Annotated in this window: 16 protein-coding genes; 7 read left to right on the top strand and 9 right to left on the bottom strand. The window is 63.7% G+C overall.

Annotated features, from left to right (window positions below):
- Positions 1–8: 8 nt before the first annotated feature.
- The 5 genes from QP802_RS07945 to QP802_RS07925 all read left to right on the top strand — a co-directional run bounded on the left by QP802_RS07945 (position 9) and on the right by QP802_RS07925 (position 4600).
- Positions 9–404, top strand: coding sequence for a guanyl-specific ribonuclease (locus QP802_RS07945; RefSeq protein WP_083329387.1), 396 nt, complete (start codon positions 9–11; stop codon positions 402–404).
- A gap of 70 nt (positions 405–474) precedes the next feature.
- On the top strand, positions 475–1476 hold the full coding sequence (locus QP802_RS07940; RefSeq protein WP_143000762.1) for a hypothetical protein: 1002 nt from the start codon (positions 475–477) through the stop codon (positions 1474–1476).
- A 250-nt stretch (positions 1477–1726) separates the two neighbouring features.
- Entirely contained in the window at positions 1727–3421 is a 1695-nt protein-coding gene (locus tag QP802_RS07935; RefSeq protein ID WP_284818241.1) for a carbon starvation CstA family protein, read from the top strand.
- The gene (locus QP802_RS07930; protein WP_284818239.1) at positions 3405–3668 is read left to right on the top strand and encodes a cory-CC-star protein; all 264 of its coding nucleotides are present in this window, start codon (positions 3405–3407) and stop codon (positions 3666–3668) included. The genes QP802_RS07935 and QP802_RS07930 overlap by 17 nt, the downstream gene beginning before the upstream one ends.
- Entirely contained in the window at positions 3659–4600 is a 942-nt protein-coding gene (locus QP802_RS07925) for an ArsA family ATPase (protein WP_284818236.1), read from the top strand. Before QP802_RS07930 ends, QP802_RS07925 begins: the two co-directional genes overlap by 10 nt.
- A 119-nt stretch (positions 4601–4719) precedes the next feature.
- Here the strand turns inward: QP802_RS07925 and QP802_RS07920 are convergent, their stop codons facing one another.
- Positions 4720–6033 (bottom strand): deoxyguanosinetriphosphate triphosphohydrolase, encoded by a 1314-nt coding sequence (locus tag QP802_RS07920; RefSeq protein WP_284818273.1) that lies wholly within the window; start codon positions 6031–6033, stop codon positions 4720–4722.
- A 4-nt stretch (positions 6034–6037) separates the two neighbouring features.
- Between QP802_RS07920 and QP802_RS07915 the strand changes: the two genes are divergently transcribed.
- Positions 6038–8059 carry a TPM domain-containing protein gene (locus QP802_RS07915; RefSeq protein ID WP_284818234.1) on the top strand — a complete coding sequence of 674 codons (2022 nt, stop codon included), beginning with the start codon at positions 6038–6040 and terminating at the stop codon, positions 8057–8059.
- A gap of 4 nt (positions 8060–8063) precedes the next feature.
- On the opposite strand, the gene QP802_RS07910 is transcribed toward QP802_RS07915, so the two are convergent.
- The 3 genes from QP802_RS07910 to QP802_RS07900 are packed head-to-tail and all read right to left on the bottom strand — an operon-like array spanning position 8064 to position 10390.
- Positions 8064–8489: a hypothetical protein gene (locus tag QP802_RS07910; protein WP_284818232.1), complete on the bottom strand. Its 426-nt coding sequence runs from the start codon at positions 8487–8489 to the stop codon at positions 8064–8066.
- A complete protein-coding gene (locus tag QP802_RS07905) occupies positions 8489–8995 on the bottom strand; it encodes a hypothetical protein (protein WP_284818230.1) in 507 nt (168 codons plus the stop codon). The genes QP802_RS07910 and QP802_RS07905 overlap by 1 nt, the downstream gene beginning before the upstream one ends.
- Before the next feature lie 12 nt (positions 8996–9007).
- On the bottom strand, positions 9008–10390 hold the full coding sequence (locus QP802_RS07900) for a glycine--tRNA ligase (protein ID WP_256005347.1): 1383 nt from the start codon (positions 10388–10390) through the stop codon (positions 9008–9010).
- A 114-nt stretch (positions 10391–10504) separates the two neighbouring features.
- Here QP802_RS07900 and QP802_RS07895 point away from each other — a divergent pair, with 114 nt between their 5' ends.
- Complete coding sequence (locus QP802_RS07895) at positions 10505–10921, top strand: Fur family transcriptional regulator (protein WP_284818229.1); 417 nt, start codon at positions 10505–10507, stop codon at positions 10919–10921.
- Here the strand turns inward: QP802_RS07895 and QP802_RS07890 are convergent.
- The 5 genes from QP802_RS07890 to pdxY form a co-directional block, all read right to left on the bottom strand.
- Entirely contained in the window at positions 10918–11658 is a 741-nt protein-coding gene (locus tag QP802_RS07890; protein WP_240492792.1) for an isoprenyl transferase, read from the bottom strand. The genes QP802_RS07895 and QP802_RS07890 overlap by 4 nt on opposite strands.
- Positions 11659–11666: 8 nt before the next feature.
- Positions 11667–12404, bottom strand: coding sequence for a DNA repair protein RecO (gene recO, locus QP802_RS07885; protein ID WP_284818227.1), 738 nt, complete (start codon positions 12402–12404; stop codon positions 11667–11669).
- The gene (gene era / locus QP802_RS07880) at positions 12394–13410 is read right to left on the bottom strand and encodes a GTPase Era (protein ID WP_284818225.1); all 1017 of its coding nucleotides are present in this window, start codon (positions 13408–13410) and stop codon (positions 12394–12396) included. Before era ends, recO begins: the two co-directional genes overlap by 11 nt.
- 481 nt (positions 13411–13891) lie before the next feature.
- Complete coding sequence (locus tag QP802_RS07875) at positions 13892–14806, bottom strand: hypothetical protein (protein ID WP_284818224.1); 915 nt, start codon at positions 14804–14806, stop codon at positions 13892–13894.
- Between the two features lie 247 nt (positions 14807–15053).
- Positions 15054–15905 (bottom strand): pyridoxal kinase PdxY, encoded by an 852-nt coding sequence (gene pdxY / locus QP802_RS07870; protein WP_070362089.1) that lies wholly within the window; start codon positions 15903–15905, stop codon positions 15054–15056.
- Between the last annotated feature and the right edge of the window lie 16 nt (positions 15906–15921).

The following is a 15921-nucleotide window of genomic DNA, read 5'->3' as shown; positions in this document are numbered from 1 at the left end:
GACTCAGCGTGAGCCGAAAATCGAAGAACACCGCCGTCGGCGCCGTCGTTGTCGCCGCGGCGCTCCTGATCAACACGTTCCTGCCCAACAAGGACGAGGGCGCCGCGTCGGGAGACCCCACCTCCTGCCCGAACCTCCCCGCAGAGGCCTGGGACACCATCAACCTCATCGAATCCGGCGGACCCTACCCACACCCAGAGGACGACTCGCGCTTCGGCAACTACGAGCGCACCCTCCCCGAAGAGCCACTCGGCTACTATCGCGAATACACCGTGGACACGCCAGGCGTCCACCACCGCGGGCTGCGGCGCATCGTGACCGGCGGCGGAGCCGACGGCGTCGTCGACGAGTGGTACTACACCGACAACCACTACGACACCTTCTGCGAGGTGCAGCCGAGGTAACCAACTGGGGGAAGGTGGCGTCTCGAGCACACTCGGGAAATTGTGAACAAAATTGCTACACTTCCAACGCATGGGGGAATTCGCAGCGCTGCGCGCACACATTCACAGCCTTCGGGGACGCACAGTACAAGCTCAGCGGCTCAAACGAGCCGTCACGAGCGGGACTATGGTGCGGATTGGGAGGTATGGGGCCGTCGAAAAGCGGTGGTGGGGCACGCTTGACCCCGACACCCGCCGCATCGCACGAGCCCTCATCCACGGCCGCGAAAACCGCAAAGCCGCCATCGTTGGGCGCACCGCCGCGCGCCTCCACCGCCTCCCCGTGCCACACCTCGGCCAACAGCCCGAACTCACCGAAGTCGCGCTGCCCAACGGCACCTCCATCACCCGCAGCAAATGGCGCCCCAGCCTCCACTATCGACGCCAAATCCTCCACACCACCGACACCATCGCCGGAATCCGCGTCGCACCCCTGCCCGAAACCATCGCGGGCATCTTCAAATGGGAGCCACGCGCGCAGCTCTACCCCGTCCTCAACCACCTCAAACACATCGGTGGCCACGAGGACACCATCACCGCAGCCATCTGGGCCCTGCCCCACCAACGCGACCGCAACACCCTCCAACTCTGCTGGGAGCGCGCCACCCACCACCCAATCGCGCCCGAGCTCAGCTACCTCGCCACCGCCCTCATCTCCCACCACGCACTCCCCGCGCACTACTGGCACACCCAACCGCACCGCGTCATGTACGGCACCCACTTCGCCCTCGCACTCACCGACGCCCCACTTTTCGACGACCACTGCGCCCCCACCGAAACCAGCTGGGTCCGCACATTGCACGTCCCCGTGGAAGCACTCCACCGCGACCTCCGCGGCACGATCAACCTCATCGCCGACACCGTGCGCGCCACCTACCGCGGCCGCCCGCATTGCGACATCTGCCGGGGCCCGCGCGAACCACTGCAATACGCCGACGACCCCCTCCGTGATGCAAGCATTGAAGCCTACATCGCAAGGATTAGCAGATTCCCCGACGATGAGCGGCCCGAAGGCCTTCTTCCTGCGTGGTGATTTTGGGGGTGGCATGTGTGCTCTCGAGCGGAGTCGGGAATTTGTGAACAAAATTGCGTGTGGTTGGAGTCACAAAATGCGCAATTCTATTCACGATTCTCCGAACAATCTCGCGAGGCATATCCCCACCCCACGCGAGCCGTCGCCGAGGAGAACCTCCGGGAGGGTTCAGAAAACACCGGAAATGAGCTGTGAGGTGTGGCATACTTTCCGCAGTTGTGACTCAAGACACTGACAGAAAGGCGACCGCATGAACTCGCTCTTCCTCGTACTCATCGGGCTGGCGATGCTGCTCACCGGGTACCTGCTCTATTCAAAGTTCCTGGGCCAGCGGGTCTATAAGCTTTCTGAGAGCTATGAGACCCCGGCGCACACTATGGAAGACGGTGTGGACTACGTGCCCACCAACAAGTACGTGCTGTGGGGCCACCACTTCACTTCCGTGGCGGGCGCCGCGCCGATTATCGGCCCGGCAGTCGCTGTGATTTGGGGTTGGCTGCCCGCATTCCTGTGGGTGACCTTGGGAACGGTGTTCTTTGCGGGGATGCACGATTTGGGGGCGTTGTGGGCGTCGCAAAGGCATAAGGGGCAGTCGATTGGTACGTTGTCGGGGCGCTACATCGGCGCGCGTGGGCGCAATCTCTTCCTCGTGGTGATTTTCTTGCTGCTGCTGATGGTGAATACTGCGTTCGCGGTGGTGATTTCGAACCTGCTGATCGCGACGCCGTCGGCGGTGATTCCGACGTGGGGCGCGATCCTGGTCGCGGTGCTGATTGGGCAGGCGATTTACCGCCTGAAGTGGAATCTGCCGCTGGTGTCGGTGGTTGGTGTTGTGGCGCTGTACGCTCTGATGGTGATTGGTGACCGCGTGCCACTCGCGCTGCCGGAGACGGTGATGGGGATTCCGGACCGCGGTATCTGGATCATTTTGCTGTTCGTGTACGCGTTCATTGCGTCGATGCTGCCGGTGTGGGTGCTGTTGCAGCCGCGTGATTACATCAATGGGCTGCAGCTGTTTGTTGGTCTGATTATTCTGTACGCTTCGTTCTTTATTGTGCGTCCGGAGATTGTGGCGCCGTCGCTGAATGAGTCTGTGCCGGAGGGCACGCCGAGTATCTTCCCGCTGCTCTTCGTGACGATTGCGTGTGGTGCGGTGTCTGGCTTCCACGGCATTGTTGCTTCGGGTACGTCGGCGAAGCAGTTGGATAAGGAGACGGACGCGCGCTTCGTCGGGTACTTCGGTGCGGTTGGTGAGGGACTGCTGGCCCTCGGCACGATTGTGGCGACGACGGGCGGCTACAAGACGATCGCGGATTGGGAGAACGTGTACAACGAGTGGAACGCCGGTGGCGTCAACGCCTTCGTCGAAGGCGGCGGTGCGTTGATGAACCAGGGCCTGGGCATCCCGACGTCCCTGTCGGCCACGATTCTGGCCACCATGGCTGTCCTCTTCGCTGCGACCACGATGGACTCTGGTGTGCGTCTGCAGCGCATGGTGGTCGGCGAGATCGGCCAGATTATGGGTGTGAAGCTCTCCGGCCTGGCAGCCACGATCATCGCGGTGGGAGCGGCGCTGGGCTTGACGTTCTCCACTGGCCTCGACGGCTCCGGCGGCATGATCATCTGGCCGCTGTTCGGCACCACGAACCAGCTGATGGCCGGGCTGACCCTGGCAGTCCTGGTGGTCATCCTGACCAGGCTGCGTCGCCCGACGCTGCCACTGCTGATTCCGCTGGCGTTCGTCACGATCATGTCACTGTGGGCGGCGGTGCTGCAGCTGCGCACCCTCTTCGAGGCGGGCAACTGGCTGCTGCTCGCTATCGACGTCGTCATTATTATCTGCGCGATCTGGGTCATCGTTGAGGCGATCACCGCGATCAGCAAGGCGCGCCGCGAGCCAGCCGTCGACTGGGAGGACACGCCAGTCCATGAGACTGCGCAGTAAGCTGGCCGCGCTCGGCGCGGGCCTCAGCGAGTTCTACCAGGCGCCCTACCGCCGCGAATTCGCCCGCGCCGCACGCGAGGAGGACGACCTGTTCACCCTGCTGGTTGCCTCCGAAATGCTCGGCATCCCGAACCCCGCCAGCTACTACACACTCGAACTCCTCCCCCTGCTTTACGACGACTTCCACGCCTGGCACACCCGCATGGGCATGGAACGCTCACCACTCGATGGGATCTCATGTTGCTAGACGCCCCAGTCATGTTCTTCGGTGGGAAAGGTGGCGTCGGCAAGACGACCATCTCCGCCGCCACAGCCGTGCGCCTCGCCGCGCGCGGCCGCCGCGTCCTCTTAGTTTCGACGGACCCCGCACACAACCTCGGGCACATTTGGAACACCTCGCTTCACGACGCCCCCACCGCCCTCGAACCGAACCTCCACGCCATCGAGCTCGACCCGGCAACCATTACTTCACAGCACCTGCGCGCGGTCGGCGAATCGATGCGCGCCATGATGCCCGAACGCCTCCACCGCGAAGTGGACCGCCACCTGGAGATGTCACGGCACTCCCCCGGCATGCACGAGGCCGCACTCCTCGAGCGCATCGCCGACCTCGTCGCAGACCGCGGCGACTACGACCACATCATCTTCGACACCGCCCCCTCCGGCCACACCTCCCGCCTCATGGCGCTTCCCGAGGTCATGGCCGCCTACACCGACGGCCTCTTGGCCCGGCGCGACAAGTCAGACAAGTTCAGCGAGCTCGTCCGCGGGATGGGCGGCACTTCCGGGAACAGCGGCTCCCCCGTCGACCGCCGCAACCAGCAGATCCGCTCCACGCTGCTGAAGCGCCGCCGCAAGTTCGAGCACCTCCGCGCCGTGCTCACCGATCCCGCCCAGTGCGTCTTCCACATCGTGCTGACCGCCGAACGCCTGCCGGTCATGGAGTCGATGGAGTTCTACGAGGAGCTCACCTCCCACGGCGTGCACGTCGGCGGGGCCGTGGTGAACCGCCGCACGCCAGATGAGGCCGGCTCATTTTTGGCGGGACGGCGCGAGGTGGAAGCGCGAGCGCTGGAGCTGCTGGAGCTGCCGGTGCCCATGCTTGAGCTTCCGTGGCTTCCGGGCGAAATTGGCACGCGGGATGCGCTCGAGCAAATCGCTGGTTTCCTCTCCGCGTAGAGGTAGAAGGTGTTGTCTCGAGCGGAGTCGGGATTTTGTGAACAGATTTGCTTGTGTGCCGAGTCACAAAAACTGCACTTTTGTTCACGATTTCCCGAATAATCTCGCGAGGCATACCTCTAGTAGAAGCCGTCGAACGCGGCGGCCTTCTTCGCGGTGCGCTCGAGGCGCGACTCCGTCATCGAGGCGATCTGGTCCACGATGACGCGCTCGCGCTCCAAATCCGTCTCGGCGGCCTCGAACCACTGCTGGAACATCGTGTCCAGGGTGCCCGGCGCGCCGGCGCGCAGGTACTCGTGGACGTGGAAGATGCGGTCGCGCTGCCGGTCCTGGCGAGCGAGGTGCGCGGGCTCGTCCATCACATAGAGCACGGCCACGGTTTTGAGGAGGCGGACCTCCGCCTCCACGTCGGGCGGGACCACGAGGTTGCCGTGCTGTCTGCCCAGCACGTTGTTTGCTTCGTCGGTGAGCGTGGCCTGCGTGACCCCACCGACGTAGCGCCCGACCAGCTGGGAGGTCAGCGCTTTGAGTTGGGTCCAGGACTGGAGGGTGAAGTCGAAGTCGGCGGCTGCGGCGATGGCGGGCAGGGCGCGGAGGCGGTCGGCGGCGTCGATGAGGGAGTCGGCGGTGCCGCCAAACGCGGCGGCACCTTTCTCGGCGAGGGCGGCGAGCTCGACGAAGTCCCAAAGGACCTGCAGTGACACGCGCGAGGAGACGATGCCGTCTTCGACGTCGTGGACGGAGTAGGCGATGTCGTCGGCGAAGTCCATCACCTGTGCTTCCATGGGCGGGCGGTTGTCGGTGTGTCCGGCGCGTGCCCAGGCGAGTATGTCGGCGTCTTCGTCGTAGGCGGAGTATTTGCGGTTGACTGTGCCGTCGGGGTTGGTGCGGGTCCACGGGTATTTGGTGGCGGCGTCGAGGCTGGCGCGGGTGAGGTTGAGGCCGTAGGTGGTGGCGTCGATAATTATTTTTGGTTCGAGGCGCGCGAGGATGCGCAGGGTTTGTGCGTTGCCTTCGAAGCCGCAGGGGGCGGCTTCGTTGAGGGCGTTTTCGCCGTTGTGGCCGTAGGGCGGGTGGCCGATGTCGTGGGTGAGGCCGGCCATTTCGCACAAGTCGGGGTGGAGGCCGAGTCCGGTGCCGATGCCGCGCGCGATCTGCGCGACTTCCAGTGAGTGGGTGAGGCGTGTGCGTGGTGTGTCGCCGTCGCGGGGTCCGACGACTTGGGTTTTGTCGGCGAGGCGTCGTAGCGCTGCGGAGTGGAGGACGCGGGCGCGGTCGCGGGCGAAGGCGTCGCGGGTGTCTGCCTGGGGCGCGGTTTGGGCCCCTTTGGCGGCTTCGGGGGCGCGGCGTTCGACGTCTGCGGCGTTATAGGTGTACACGTCTTCTGAGCGTAAACGGTTCCGGCACGTTTCTGTGTGAGCGACTACCCTCATTGGCATGACTAAGCGCAACTACCGTCTCTTGGCCGCTGCCCCGCTGTTCGTTGGGGGCGCGTTGCTGGCTGTCGCTCCGGTGGCGCAGGCTGCAGCGCCGTCCGTGTCTGTGCTGGCACTTCAGCCCAGCTTGTTGACGACGCCAGTCACCGACGAAGCTGGCGTCCTGACTCCTGGGGAGATTTCCCAGGTTGAGGACGCTATCGCGCAGGTCAGCGCGCAGAAGGGTCGCTCGGTGCGAGTAGTGTTCCTCGATTCCTTTGAGGGCACGCCGCCGTCGCAGTGGACGGAGGACGCGGTGCGGGCCAACGGGCCGAACACGGCAGTCATCGCGATTTCTCCGAATGAGCGCGCGTACAGCGTGACCACTGGCGAGCAGTGGTCGTCAGCGGAGGCGGACGCGATTGACCAGGCAGCGTACGCGAGGTTGGTGCAGTCTGACTGGGCGGGTGCCGCGCTGGCCGCGGTTGAGGCGGCCGGCAGCGCTAGTGCTGGTTCGGGCGGCTCGGGTTCGGGCTCAGGCGGCGGCGAGGCAACCGGCCTGATTGCTGGCGGTGCCGGGCTCGCCGCGGTTGCTGGTGGCGGGTACTGGGCTGTGTCGCGCCGGAAGAATAAGCAGCACAGGGAGGCGCAGGTGGCGTCGGCACGCGAGCTCGCGCCCGGCGATGCGGACTCACTCAACCGTCTGCCTACTTCTACCCTGGACACGGTGGCCCAGGAAGCCCTCGTCTCTGCTGACGAGTCCGTGCAGCAGGGCCAGGAGGAGCTGCGCCTGGCTACCTCCGAGTTTGGCGCCGACCGCGTGCGCCCGTTTACCGCGGCGATGAACTCGGCGACCACCGCCCTGCAGCGGGCGTTTCGCACCCAGCAGGCGCTGCACGACGCGATCCCGGAGACCGAGCCGGAGCGCCGCGCCATGCTTATCGACATCATTACGTCCGCCCGCACGGCTGAAGCGTCGCTGCGCGCGAAGACGGAGGAGTTCAACTCGATGCGCGGTGTGCTGATGCGCGCGCCGGAGGAGATCGAGAAGGTCATGCAGCGCACCGTCGATCTGCGCTCGCGGCTGGAGCCTGCGAAGCAGCAGCTGGTGGCGCTGCGGGAGCAGTACCCCGCCCAGATGCTGCACTCCATCGACGGCAACGTGGAGCTCGCCGCCGAGTCCCTCGATGAGGCCGAGGCGCAGCTGGACAAGGCCCGCGGTCTTGCCGCGCGTCCGGCCGGTGAGCAGGGCCCGCTTCTCGACGTCCTCTCCGCCGCCACCCGCGCCGTCGAGCTTTCCGACCACAACCTGTCAGCCATCGAACACGCCGACGCGAACATCCGGACAGCGAAGGAGAACCTCTCCTCGCTCATTCAGGAAATCCGCGACGAGATCGAGAAGATCGCGCAGCTTAAGGGCGCACGTGCGCAGGGCGCTGACATCGACGTGGCCGCCCTCGATCGGGTTTCCGCAACCGCCCATGAGGCTATCGCCAACATCGGCGACCGCGACACCACCGACCCACTGAGCCTGTACGCCGACTTGAGCGACGTGGACGCCCAGCTCGACGCAGAAATCGAACGCGCCGAGGGCGCCGCCCACGACCAGTCACGAGCACTGACCATGTTTGACCAGCAAATGCAGGTGGCCACCACCCAGATCCAGTCCGCCGAGGACATGATTCGCTCCCGCGGAAGGATTATCAGCTCGCAGCCGCGCACCCTGCTGGCCCAAGCGCAGCGCGAATACGCGGAGGCCCAGCAGCGCCGCACCAGCAACACCCGTGAGGCCATCGAATACGCCCGCCAGGCAACCACCACCGCGCGTCGCGCGATCCAGGCCGCCAAGGACGACCTGGACCAGTACCGTCGCGCCCAAGCCCGCGATACCGCGAACTCCATGGCGCAGGCAGTCCTGTGGGGCTCGATCCTGTCCGGCGGCGGCAACCGCGGGGGCGGCTTCGGGGGCGGAGGATTCGGTGGAGGCGGCGGCTTCTCCGGTGGCGGCGGTGGCGGGATGAACACCCGCGGCGGCACTTTCTAACCGGCTAGTAGCGCAGCCTGCGCGTGGGCGTATCCACGTACGTGAGCGCCCACGTTATAAACAGCAGATCCCCCACGAGCGCCTCGGAGGCGCAGTCCCCCAGAACGGTCACCTCCAACTCACCGTTGAGGTGGCCGTTTGTCGTTGCGACGGTGGTGCCGCGGGCGTCGATAATGTCGCGGCAGCGCCCCCGGGTCCTGCGCACCGTGTAGGGCCTGCCGCCGCACTCGGCGGCGTAACGCGCCACCGTCAGGCTCGTCTTGCGCAGCAGGTAGCGCTGGCCGCGCTCGTCGACTGCGCGCAGCGACGCGGGGAACGTCGACACCATGGTGATGCGGTGACCGTCCGCGGTGATCGTGGCGCCCTCCACGGTTGCCACCGCCGCATCGGTTCCTTCGAGCGCCGCACCGCGCCACCACAACGTGGTCATTAGAGGAACATCACCAGCACGATGATTCCCGAGAACAGCAACAGCGTGCCGATCAGCGCATTCGAAATCCCGAGCTTCTTCGCCTCCAGGACCTCGCGGCTTACCCACGCCAACCCCGCCACATCAGTGGCAGGCAGGGTGGTCTCGCCCTCGAACTCGAGGATTGCTTTGCGCACCCCGTTGTGGTCCTGGGTGAACTGCGCGACCTTCTCGCCGGCGGAGTCATTGACCACCCAGTTCTTGCCCCACTCGTTGACCAGCACGTAGGAGCGCTCCCCAATATGCACAGGGATCTCCTTCGCGCGCGCCAAGGAAGCGGTGGCTTCCACCACTGTCTCACCGTTACACTTCGCCACCGCGCCGGACTCAGGAGCGACCAGCAGGTCCCACTGCTGCCCGCCCACCGTTGCGGACTCGTGCGTGAACTCGCCGAGTACCTCCGGGCCGGCCTCAGCCAACAGCTTCGGAGCGTCGCGCTGCGTGCGGTCCCAGCTTACGTAATGCATGGCGAGTGCCTCCTAGCAGCCGATCAGGCGGGTAGCCAGGTATGCCTCGAGCTCGTCGATCTTGACGCGCTCCTGCTCCATCGTGTCACGCTCGCGGACGGTCACGGCGCCATCCTCAAGCGAGTCGAAGTCGAAGGTCACGCAGAACGGCGTACCGGTCTCGTCCTGGCGGCGGTAGCGACGGCCGATCGCGCCGGAGGTGTCGAAGTCGACATTCCAGTGCTGGCGCAGCTTCGCGGCGAGCTCCTCAGCGGGCTCGGCAAGCTCGGACTTCTTGGACAGCGGCAGCACAGCAACCTTCACCGGCGCCAGGCGTCGATCCAGCTTCAGCACCACGCGGGTATCCGTGCCACCCTTGGCGTTCGGGGCTTCTTCCTCGTGGTAGGCGTCGACAAGGAAGGCCATCATCGCACGGCCAAGGCCGGCGGCTGGCTCGATGCAGTACGGCGTCCAGCGCTCGTTTGCTGCCTGGTCGAAGTAGGACAGGTCCTCGCCGGACTTCTCGGAGTGCGTGCGCAGGTCGTAGTCCGTGCGGTTTGCAATACCCTCGAGCTCGCCCCACTTGGAGCCGGTGAAGTTGTAGGCGTACTCGATGTCGACAGTGCGCTTCGAGTAGTGCGACAGCTTCTCCTTCGGGTGCTCGTACAAGCGCAGATTATCCGGGTTAACGCCCAGGTCGATGTACCACTGCAGGCGGTTATCAATCCAGTACTGGTGCCATTCTTCATCCTCACCCGGCTTGACGAAGAACTCCATCTCCATCTGCTCAAACTCACGGGTACGGAAAATGAAGTTGCCTGGCGTGATCTCGTTGCGGAAGGACTTACCAATGTTCGCGATACCGAACGGCGGCTTCAGACGCGCGGACGTCATCACATTCTTAAAGTTCACGAAGATGCCCTGCGCCGTCTCCGGGCGCATGTAGTGCAGGCCCTCCTTGTCGTCGACCGGGCCCAGGTACGTCTTCATCAGGCCCGAGAACTCACGCGGCTCAGTCCAGTTGCCCGGCTGGCCCGTCTCCGGGTCCTTGATGTCAGCCAAACCGTTTACTGGCGGGTGGCCGTGCTTCTCCTCGTAGGCCTCCAGCAGGTGGTCAGCGCGGTAGCGCTTGTTGGTGTACAGCGACTCCACCAGCGGGTCCGTGAACACCTCCACGTGGCCCGAAGCCTCCCACACCTGACGCGGCAGAATAATCGACGTATCCACGCCGACCGTATCCTTCCGGGACTGCACCATGTGCTTCCACCACTGGCGCTTAATGTTTTCCTTCAGCTCGACACCGAGCGGACCGTAGTCCCATGCAGAACGCGTACCGCCGTAAATTTCACCGGCCGGGTACACAAGGCCACGGCGCTTGCAAAGGTTAACAACGGTATCGATCTTGCTGGCTGACATGAACACTCCTCATATATGGGTGATGCAAAAACTACCCGCTTAGTGTAGCCAATCCCCCAGACACTTAGCATCTACCCCACCACATTGGCGCCGTCCGCTACTCTGGGACGCACTATGCCAAGCTCGAATAACCCCGTCAGGAAACTCGGCCCGCGCATGACCCGCCAGCGCCAGGCCGTCGTGGACGCGCTGAAAGACATTGACAAGTTCAGCCCAGCCAAAGACATCCACGCAGCGCTAGTCGACCGCAACGAGCAAGTCGGGCTCACCACCGTCTACCGCACGTTGCAGGGGCTCGCCGAAATCGGCGCCGTCGACGTCATCCAAAGCCCAGAGGGCGAAACCCTCTACCGGCACTGCCTCACCGAGCACCACCACCATCACCTCGTGTGCGTCAAGTGCGGCACCAGCGAGGAGATCGAAGGCGGCCCCGTCGAGTCCTGGGCCGAAGCCACGGCCAAAGAGCACGGCTTCACGCTCGTCGCCCACGAGGCCGAAATCTACGGCATCTGCAGCAACTGCCAGGCCTAATCAAACTTATCGACGGCCCCTCCGAACCTCCTGTCACGCTTCGCATACTCGTAGACGGCGTCGAACATGTCGTCCTTGGTAAAGTCCGGGAAGAGCTTGTCCTGGTAGACCATCTCCGCGTACGCCGACTGCCACAGCAAAAAGTTCGACGTCCGCTTCTCCCCACTCGGCCGCAAAAACAGGTCCACGTCCGGCATATCCGGCCGGTACATATACTTCGCGAACGTCTTCTCCGTAATATCCCCAGGCGCAATCTTGCCGTCCCGAGCGTCCTTGGCCAGCTGGCGAGCGCCGTCGATAATCTCGGCGCGACCACCGTAATTGATGCACATCGCGAGTGTGAGCCCCGTGTTGTCCTGCGTGAGCTCCTCGGCGGCCTCGAGCTCGCGAAGCACCGAGCGCCACAGCCGCGGGCGGCGCCCCGCCCACACGATGCGCACGTTCTTCTCGTGCAGCTCCTCGCGCTGGCGGTGCAACACATCGCGCGAAAAGCCCATGATGAACCGCACCTCCGAAGCAGCGCGGCGCCAGTTCTCCGTCGAGAACGCGTACGCCGACAGCCACTCCACCGACCCCATCTCAATGCAGGCATCCACGCAGTCCAGCAGCACCGCCTCACCACGCTTGTGGCCCTCGGTGCGCTTCATGCCGCGCTCCTGCGCCCACCTGCCGTTACCGTCCATCACCAACGCGATATGACGAGGAATAAACTCCGGGGAAATCTGCGGTCTGCTCATGGGAAACATTATGCCTGCTTCATCACTCGCAAACTTGTTAACCCCGCCCCCAAATAAAACTGCAGGTGAGCAGACGTCGCCCGGTGCACCTGCTCCGCGAACTCCTCCGAACACACATGGTCATGCTCCAACAGCCACATCGAATGCAGCACCTCCGGGTCCACATCCATCGCCCCCGGCGGCCTGCACAGCGTGCACACCGCGCCGCCCGTCCCCGCGTGAAACGCCTTATGCGGCCCCGGCGCCTGACAGTTCGCGCAGTTAAACAGGCTCATCTTCCAGCCCGCGTGCGCCGCCGCCTTCAACAAAAACGCGTCCAGCACCAAGGTCGGGTGCGTCGGCGACTGCAGACGCTCAAAGCCCTCCTGTAGCAGCGCAAATAACTCCGGATCGCCCTGGTCAAAGGACAGCTTCTCCGCAGCCTCCAACATCGCGCAACCCGCCGCGTACCTATCGAAGTCATCAATGATCGCGTGACCATAAAACGCGACGGTATCGGCGCTAGTGATCGTCGATAAGCCTCTGCCCGGATAAACCTGCACATCCACCTCGACGAACGGCTGCAACCGCGACCCGAACCGCGACCGCGCCTTGCGCACCCCCTTCGCCACCCCCCGCACCAAGCCATGATCGCGCGTCAACAACACAACAACGCGATCCGCCTCCCCGAAATCGTACGTGCGCACCACAAACGCGCGATCCCGCCACGACGGCCTCCCCGCGCCGCGACCTCTCCTAGAAGCCAAGACGCCCCAACGCCTTCGGGTCCTCCTGCCAATTCTTCAACACCTTCAAACGCACATCCAGGTACACGTTCTGGCCCACAAGCTCCATAATCTGCTTCCGCGAACGGTGCACAATCCCGCTCAAACGACGCCCACCAGGCCCCTCAATAATCCGCTTCTGGCCCGGGCGCTCCAAGAACATCACCGCGTAAATCATCATCCGATCCGGGCGCTCCGGATCCGGATGCATCTCATCAATCTGCACCGCCACCGAGTGCGGCAGCTCCTCACGCAGCCCACTCAGCGCCTCCTCACGGATCAACTCCTCAATCCGCGCCTCGACGCCCTCATCCGTCACCTGATCAACCGGATAAAACCGCGGCCCCTCCGGAAGCTTGCTCACCAGCACATCCATCAGTACGTCCAGCTGCACCCGGTCCTTCGCAGACACCGGCACCAACTCCACGTCCTGCCCCAAGTACTCGTGCATCTCCAGCAGACGCTCCCCCACCACGTCCTTCGGCACCTTGTCCAACTTCGTCACGATGCCCACAATCGGCGTCTTCGGCTTCGCCGCCCGAATCTCCTCCAAAATGTAGCGATCCCCCGGCCCCAACTTCTCATCCGCAGGCACCGTAAACCCAATCACGTCCACATCCTGGTACGTATCCTTCACGATCTCATTCAGCCGCTGCCCCAACAACGTCCGCGGCCGGTGCACCCCCGGCGTATCCACCACAATCACCTGCGCATCCTCCCGATTCACCACCCCACGAATCGGCCGACGCGTCGTCTCCGGCTGATCCGCCATAATCGCAATCTTCTCCCCCACCAACGCATTCATCAGCGTCGACTTGCCCGTATTCGGCCTGCCCACAAAACTCACAAAGCCGGACCGGAACCCCTCCGGGGTCTGCGTAAAGCCCGCGTAGTCGCTGATGCTTGGCTCTGGGGTCGCGCCTGGGTTCGCGTTTGCGTCAGCTGGTGCGTTAGACAGGTCCGGGAACTCCGGGAAGTTTTCGCTCATGGTGCAGAAGTCTACCCTGCGCGGTTGGCAGTGCCGTGTTGTCGCTGTTCAAACTTCAAAACAATTCACAAACTTCAAAACTTTCAAAAGCATTCACAATCTTCAAAGGGTTTCTGCGGTTTTTGTTTCGTTTTAGCTCCGGTCGAGGTGTTAAAGGAGTGCGATGCAGGTCGCCGAAAATCGACCCGGGTAGGTGAAAACGTGCGACCTGCATCGCACGCTTCTAAGCGCACGCTTTGAGCAAAACGGGCACAAACTGAAGACAGTTGTGACCTCAAGACGGCCACAAAACGACCTCATTTTGCAGTGCTCTCCTGGAGGTTGCGTTCCGGCCGAGGTATTAAAAGCGTGCGATGCTGGTCAGTGAAATTCGGCCGGGTTGAGAGAAAATGCGCGACCTGCATCGCACGCTTTTAATCGCACGCTTTGAGCAAAATGGGCGCGAGAAGCTCGCGAAGAAGGCGGCGAAACAGGCGGCACACTATCGGCGGGCGCGGTTCAGGGCGGAGTGGACCGTCGATAAGAAGGTGGCGGGGTTGCCTTCGACATCAGTGGGCGAAAAGCGGACCAACTCGTAGCCGAGATTGCGCAAGGTATCGGCGCGGCGTTTCTCCTTCAAGAGCACATCCGCTGTGTCCACGTCAGAGCCGAGGTACTTCACGTTCCCATCGATTTCAATGATCAGCGCATTCTCAACGAGAAGGTCCACACGGTAGCGCGTCGAATCGATCCATACGTTAGGCAACACATTCTTGAAGCCTGCATCTAGCAGCACTGCCCGACCATAGGACTCCGGCGCAGACTCCGGACCAAGCACAGCGTACTGGACAGCCTTTCGAGCTGCACCAATCCCATGAAACCGGGGAGTCGTGCGCATTAAATGCTCTAGCTGCGGCGCGATAAGCGTGCGTGAATAGAGTAGCCAGTCCGCAGCTACGAGCGCATGTTTGAACCCGGCTTCCCGTGCGATCTCCAAAAAGGTCCGGTACGGAGTAGTCGTGTTGAGGTGCTGGCCTCGCACCACCTCGTCTGGCCCGAATCGCGACCGGACGTAGCGCACACCTGGCTGCCGCGTTGGCTTCGGCGGCGGGTTGTGCGTCAACATCGAGACCTGCGGCATCGGCTGATTGACCGTCCACATCCCCAGCAGGTGCGCCGCCGCCCGCCCCGTCACAACCGCAGTCTGCGCAACCGCACCGACAGCGAAGCTCCTCACCCAATCACGCTGGTACCTCGGGACCTTTTCAATTATTGATGCCGGCACCGCCAACCCCGACGACAACCTCACCAGCTCGCCGGAATCCAAGCGCTCCCGCACCTCGCGGCTCACGTTCACGCAGCTCCGAGTGTCAACAAACTCGGAGCGCAACCGTGTTTTCCAGTCCCCCATATCCATGTGCCTCATTGTGGCAGGCATGCGGTCCCGGCAACAGGGTTTTCCGTGCTTTGCACACCATGGTGTGCATCCGGGTGCACCCGGCTTCACCTCGAAAACGTTCCGGTCGAGGTATTAAAAGCGTGCGATGCTGGTCAGTGAAATCGGCCGGATTGGGAGAAAATACGCGACCTGCATCGCACGCTTTTAATCGCACGCTTTAAGCAAAATGGACGTGGAAGCGTGCGAAAAACGCGGGCGCAAACGGCTAGAGCGCCTCGACCTCGAACTGCAGCTGAGGGTTGGCGTAGGCGTCCTGGGACTCGACGAGTAGGAGCTCGGCGGAGTCGGCGTCGTAGGTGCGCTTGAGCAGGTCGTAGACGGAGCTGGCGGTCTTGGCCAAGGCGTCGGCGGCGTTGCCGCCGCGCAGGTAGTGGCCGGTGAAGAGGGCTGCGGTGACGTCGCCGGAGCCGTTGCGCTTGAATGGCAGGCGTGGGGTGCGCACGATCCACTTGCCGTGGTCGTCGACGGCGATCATTTCGATGGTGTCGGCGGGGGCGTCGGCGCGTTCGACGGAGGTGACGAGGACGGTGGAGGGGCCCATCTCGCGGGCGGCATCGACGGCGCAGAGGGTGGAGTCCAGGTCGGTGACGTCTTGTTCTACGAGGTAGCCGAGTTCGAACTGGTTGGGGGTGATGAGGTCGGCGACGGGGACGACGCGGTCGCGGAGGAGGGGCGGGATGTTGTCGGAGACGAAGCAGCCGGATTTGGCGCTGCCCATGACTGGGTCGCAGGCGTAGATGGCGTCGGGGTTGACGGCTTTGACGCGGGCGACGGTGTCGATGATGACGTCGGCGATGTCGTCGCCGCCTTGGTAGCCGGAGAGGATGGCGTCGACACGCGGGAGGGCCCCGCGCTCCTCGATGCCGTCGATGATGGCCGCAACCTCCGTGGCTGGGATCATTGGGCCTTTCCAGGAGCCGTACCCGGTGTGGTTGGAGTAGTTGACGGTGTAGACGGGCCACACTTCGTGGCCGATGCGCTGCAGTGGGAAGACGGCGGCGGAGTTGCCTACGTGGCCGTAGGAGACGGCGGACTGGATCGACAAGATATTGCTCATGGGGATAAGCGTACAA

Source organism: Corynebacterium sp. UMB10119B (genome assembly GCF_030228125.1).
Lineage (GTDB): Bacteria > Actinomycetota > Actinomycetes > Mycobacteriales > Mycobacteriaceae > Corynebacterium > Corynebacterium pseudogenitalium.
The sequence above is the reverse complement of the archived record's forward strand: the minus strand, read 5'-3'. Positions and strand labels throughout refer to the sequence as shown.

Excerpts from the sequence above, each read along its gene's own strand:
- QP802_RS07925 (WP_284818236.1), top strand. The coding sequence starts at position 3,659 with ATGTTGCTAGACGCCCCAGTCATGTTCTTCGGTGGGAAAGGTGGCGTC.
- QP802_RS07890 (WP_240492792.1), bottom strand. The coding sequence starts at position 11,658 with ATGAGCAGACCGCAGATTTCCCCGGAGTTTATTCCTCGTCATATCGCG.
- era (WP_284818225.1), bottom strand. The coding sequence starts at position 13,410 with ATGAGCGAAAACTTCCCGGAGTTCCCGGACCTGTCTAACGCACCAGCT.
- QP802_RS07915 (WP_284818234.1), top strand. The coding sequence starts at position 6,038 with ATGACTAAGCGCAACTACCGTCTCTTGGCCGCTGCCCCGCTGTTCGTT.
- QP802_RS07920 (WP_284818273.1), bottom strand. The coding sequence starts at position 6,033 with ATGAGGGTAGTCGCTCACACAGAAACGTGCCGGAACCGTTTACGCTCA.
- QP802_RS07875 (WP_284818224.1), bottom strand. The coding sequence starts at position 14,806 with ATGGATATGGGGGACTGGAAAACACGGTTGCGCTCCGAGTTTGTTGAC.
- QP802_RS07910 (WP_284818232.1), bottom strand. The coding sequence starts at position 8,489 with ATGACCACGTTGTGGTGGCGCGGTGCGGCGCTCGAAGGAACCGATGCG.
- QP802_RS07905 (WP_284818230.1), bottom strand. The coding sequence starts at position 8,995 with ATGCATTACGTAAGCTGGGACCGCACGCAGCGCGACGCTCCGAAGCTG.
- QP802_RS07900 (WP_256005347.1), bottom strand. The coding sequence starts at position 10,390 with ATGTCAGCCAGCAAGATCGATACCGTTGTTAACCTTTGCAAGCGCCGT.
- QP802_RS07940 (WP_143000762.1), top strand. The coding sequence starts at position 475 with ATGGGGGAATTCGCAGCGCTGCGCGCACACATTCACAGCCTTCGGGGA.
- QP802_RS07895 (WP_284818229.1), top strand. The coding sequence starts at position 10,505 with ATGCCAAGCTCGAATAACCCCGTCAGGAAACTCGGCCCGCGCATGACC.
- pdxY (WP_070362089.1), bottom strand. The coding sequence starts at position 15,905 with ATGAGCAATATCTTGTCGATCCAGTCCGCCGTCTCCTACGGCCACGTA.
- QP802_RS07935 (WP_284818241.1), top strand. The coding sequence starts at position 1,727 with ATGAACTCGCTCTTCCTCGTACTCATCGGGCTGGCGATGCTGCTCACC.
- QP802_RS07930 (WP_284818239.1), top strand. The coding sequence starts at position 3,405 with ATGAGACTGCGCAGTAAGCTGGCCGCGCTCGGCGCGGGCCTCAGCGAG.